The sequence below is a fragment of the Lysinibacillus sp. UBA5994 genome (assembly GCF_002429725.1).
GTDB lineage: Bacteria > Bacillota > Bacilli > Bacillales_A > Planococcaceae > Lysinibacillus > Lysinibacillus capsici.
The window spans coordinates 1-3,719 of sequence record NZ_DJAU01000019.1; the positions used below are offsets into that span (position 1 = coordinate 1).

The following is a 3,719-nucleotide window of genomic DNA, read 5'->3' on the forward strand; positions in this document are numbered from 1 at the left end:
GTTCAGTTTTCAAGGTTCATATCGTTCGCCGCTATTCCAGCAGCAACTCTTATATAATACCACACGCTACAAACTGTGTCAACAATAATTTTAAAATTATTTTCCGTTTCAATCAGTTGTATTAGCGACTTTTATAACTATACCATAATCTTTTTATATTGCAAGCCTTTTATAAAATAAATATTAAAGCTGTTATTCCTAAGACACCAGGAATACCTAAAACAGCGATTGTTAAGACCGAAAACAGATTGATTGGCACATTATATCCTATATAACCAATACCTAAATGGATTACGAATAATAGTAGAAAAGCAAATGCAAATCTAAACCAAAACACCGATAATCCTTCTAAGATCTTACCCAATTTAGCATGTCTTATTATTACATAAAGAAAAAGAAGCCCGACAGGAATACAAATACTCATAATTACTAACCCAGACATATAGTTGCCCCCTCAATTAAATAATTATGAAAGTTTATGTTTCCTGTTTTGCTTCTATGAATATTTTACAGAGAACTATTTTATTAATACCTTACGAATTCTAGCTTCCTTAAACAAATAGAAATGAATACTTTCTGCTGTTTTGCGTTGAGCAATTACACCTAGGTCATAATCATCCATTAATTCTTCTATTATCTTTGCCTGTTGTAAATCCTCTTTTGTTTCTTTAATCAGATTCACAAGCTTATCATCGAATTCTTTTTTTAATTTCCCTTTACTACGGAAGAACATACTAATCCCTCACTCATAACTCGCGTCGGCCTTCCATTGCCTTTGATAGCGTAACCTCATCTGCATATTCTAGATCTCCACCTACTGGCAATCCATGAGCAATACGGGTTGTACGAATGCCAGACGGTTTGACAAGGCGAGAAATGTACATAGCGGTTGCCTCACCCTCGATTGTTGAATTTGTAGCTAAAATAAGTTCTTGGACACTTTCATCTTGCAAGCGCACTAGCAAAGAAGCAACATTAATGTCTTCTGGACCAATACCATCCATTGGTGAAATTGCTCCTTGAAGTACATGGTACATACCGTTGTAGTCACGCATTTTTTCCATTGCAATCACATCTTTTGTATCTTGTACAACACAAATAATAGAATGATCTCGCTGCTTATCTGTACATATGTGACATGGATCTACATCTGTTATATTGCCACAAACAGAACAGTAGCTTAGGTTTCGTTTAGCATCAATCAGTGCTTTAGAGAAAGATAATACATCATCTTCCTTCATTGTTAACACAAAAAACGCCAGACGAGCCGCAGTTTTCGGCCCGATACCTGGCAATTTCATAAAACTATCGATCAATTTAGATATTGGTTCTGGGTAGTACATATGAATACCTCCTAGAATGGAAGGTTTAAGCCTTGCGTGAATTTACCCATAGTTGAGTTTGTTTTTTCTTCTACTTTTTTCAACGCTTCATTTGTTGCAATAACAATTAGGTCTTGTAGCATTTCGATGTCTTCTGGGTCTACTACAGATTCATCCAGATTTACTGAAACTACTTCACGCTGACCAGAAACTGTTACTTTCACCATACCGCCGCCTGCAACACCTTCGAATTGCTCAGCATTTAAAGCTTCTTGTGCCTCCATCATTTCCTTTTGCATTTTTTGCATTTTTTTCATCATACCTTGCATATTTCCCATTCCACGCATAAATGTTTCCTCCTAAAAATTTAATCTTCAATAATTTCAACAAAATCTTTACCAAAGAGCTTTTCAGCCTCAGTCACAAGTGGATCTTGTGAAGCAAGAGGTTGGGCATCATCGATAAATGGTTCTTCTGGCATTTCTGCCGGTGGTGGCTCTAATAATTCTTCTCCATGCTCTGATTCAGTCTGTGATTTCTTTTGCTGCAGACCATGATCACGAATAAACTCTTCACGCATTTTTAACCATGATTCTTCTGGTATGCATAGCATCTCGTACATTGTACCAGTTTGCCCTGCAATTAATTGTGTAAAGTGAGCCTTTAAAGACTGGTTGTCGGCAACCATCTGACAATGAATATCATACTTGAATTTTAACACAAAAGCACTTGAAGATGCCGCAACAGGTTCGGCTTCTGCTAAAAGAGCAGATTGTGATTTTTGCATTTGACTTAAGGCTTGCGCCCAAATGGACTTAATGCGTTGCACATCTTGCTTTGTGGCATCTTTCAGCACTTCCTGAATACGACCTGTAGGTGCTTTATAACCATTCGGACTTTTAGCTCGGGGCCGTTGCTCTTTTTGTGCTGTCGGCGTTTGCACAGGAGTCCCCGTTTGCAGTTGTAAGGATAGTTGCTGAACCAGCTGTTCAAGAGCCACAATTTTTTGAGTGAGATCAGGGTTTTCTCCCATTTCATTTGTAGTCACCGTTTGATGGGCTATCCCTCCTGAAAACTGTACCATTTTAAGCAAAGCCGTCTCTAAATAAATTTTTGTATGGTGAGAGAAACGCATCTCTTGCTGTGTTTTTGCAAGTATATCAATATACCCATAAAGCATATTTGGTGCAAATTCGTGTGCTAAAGTGAATACACGTTCCTCAGGAGATACAAGCTCTAAAAGTTCAGCTAAATCATCACTTGTTTGAAGTAATAATAAATCGCGGAAAAATGTAATTAAATCCTCTGAGAGCCTCAAAGGGTCCTTACCGTCAGCTATAAGTTGCTCTAAAAGGGCAAGCATTTGCGCAACATCTTTTACTTTAAGTGCCTCCGCTAGATCATAAAAAACATCCTGACTAATAGAACCTGTAACTAATAACGTATCCTCAAGTTTTAATTTTTCGCCACTAAAAGACACAACTTGGTCCAATAAGCTTAAAGCATCACGCATTCCCCCTGCGGCTGATTGTGCAATCACCTTCAAACCTTGTTCTTCATATGGCAAGTCAATATCTTCCAAAACAACCTTCATACGTTCAATAATATCATTAGTAGAAAGTCGTTTAAAATCAAAACGCTGACAACGAGAAATGATCGTAGCAGGCAATTTATGAGGCTCTGTAGTTGCTAAAATAAACACAGCATGAGGAGGTGGTTCTTCCAACGTTTTTAAAAGAGCGTTAAAAGCGCTTGTAGAAAGCATATGCACTTCGTCTATGATGTACACCTTATATCTACTGCTTGCGGGAGCAAAACGAACCTTTTCTATGATATCCCTAATCTCTTCAACACGTGAATTTGAGGCTGCATCAAATTCAATTACATCTGGATGAGAACCATCTGTAATACTCATGCATGTAGCACATTCATTACAAGGCTCTTTCGATGGTGCATGTTCACAATTCAAGGCCTTCGCAAAGATTTTAGCAGTACTTGTTTTCCCTGTACCACGGGGCCCAGAAAACAAGTAAGCGTGTGTTGTTTTATTTGCTAGGAGAGCATTTTGTAGCGTTCTTTTGACATGTGTTTGACCAGACATTTCTCGAAAAGATTGTGGTCGATACACACGGTAAAATGCTTGATACGTCACTGATTTCCTCTCTCCTTCTCCATTTAATTGAATAGTTTTATTATAGCATTTGCAGCATTATATAGAAAATGAAGATGCTAAATTTAAAATAAAAAAGCATCCGCCTATAATAGACGGATGCTTTGAATTGGCAATTTAATGCCGTGCACCTTTCCTTGACAGCCGCACATAAGCGTTACTCTTGTCGTTAGCTCAGATTAGGCAACCCCGCGGCACATGAATAAGACCACTTAATGCTGCTTCCT

Annotated in this window: 5 protein-coding genes; all 5 read right to left on the reverse strand. The window is 38.0% G+C overall.

From position 1 onward, the window contains the following. Positions 1–169 precede the first annotated feature (169 nt). A complete protein-coding gene (locus tag B3D98_RS05475; RefSeq protein ID WP_048391019.1) occupies positions 170–442 on the reverse strand; it encodes a pro-sigmaK processing inhibitor BofA family protein in 273 nt (90 codons plus the stop codon). Between the two features lie 75 nt (positions 443–517). Further along, complete coding sequence (locus tag B3D98_RS05480; protein ID WP_004233954.1) at positions 518–733, reverse strand: YaaL family protein; 216 nt, start codon at positions 731–733, stop codon at positions 518–520. A 13-nt stretch (positions 734–746) separates the two neighbouring features. Continuing rightward, entirely contained in the window at positions 747–1,343 is a 597-nt protein-coding gene (recR, locus tag B3D98_RS05485) for a recombination mediator RecR (protein ID WP_048391017.1), read from the reverse strand. 11 nt (positions 1,344–1,354) lie between these two features. Next, positions 1,355–1,669 (reverse strand): YbaB/EbfC family nucleoid-associated protein, encoded by a 315-nt coding sequence (locus B3D98_RS05490; protein ID WP_004233957.1) that lies wholly within the window; start codon positions 1,667–1,669, stop codon positions 1,355–1,357. A 20-nt stretch (positions 1,670–1,689) separates the two neighbouring features. Beyond that, complete coding sequence (gene dnaX / locus B3D98_RS05495; RefSeq protein WP_054548460.1) at positions 1,690–3,474, reverse strand: DNA polymerase III subunit gamma/tau; 1,785 nt, start codon at positions 3,472–3,474, stop codon at positions 1,690–1,692. Positions 3,475–3,719: the final 245 nt, after the last annotated feature.

What these genes read in the sequence shown, in the direction of transcription:
- B3D98_RS05480 (WP_004233954.1), bottom strand. Translation starts at nt 733, where the DNA reads ATGTTCTTCCGTAGTAAAGGGAAATTAAAAAAAGAATTCGATGATAAG.
- B3D98_RS05475 (WP_048391019.1), bottom strand. Translation starts at nt 442, where the DNA reads ATGTCTGGGTTAGTAATTATGAGTATTTGTATTCCTGTCGGGCTTCTT.
- B3D98_RS05490 (WP_004233957.1), bottom strand. Translation starts at nt 1,669, where the DNA reads ATGCGTGGAATGGGAAATATGCAAGGTATGATGAAAAAAATGCAAAAA.
- recR (WP_048391017.1), bottom strand. Translation starts at nt 1,343, where the DNA reads ATGTACTACCCAGAACCAATATCTAAATTGATCGATAGTTTTATGAAA.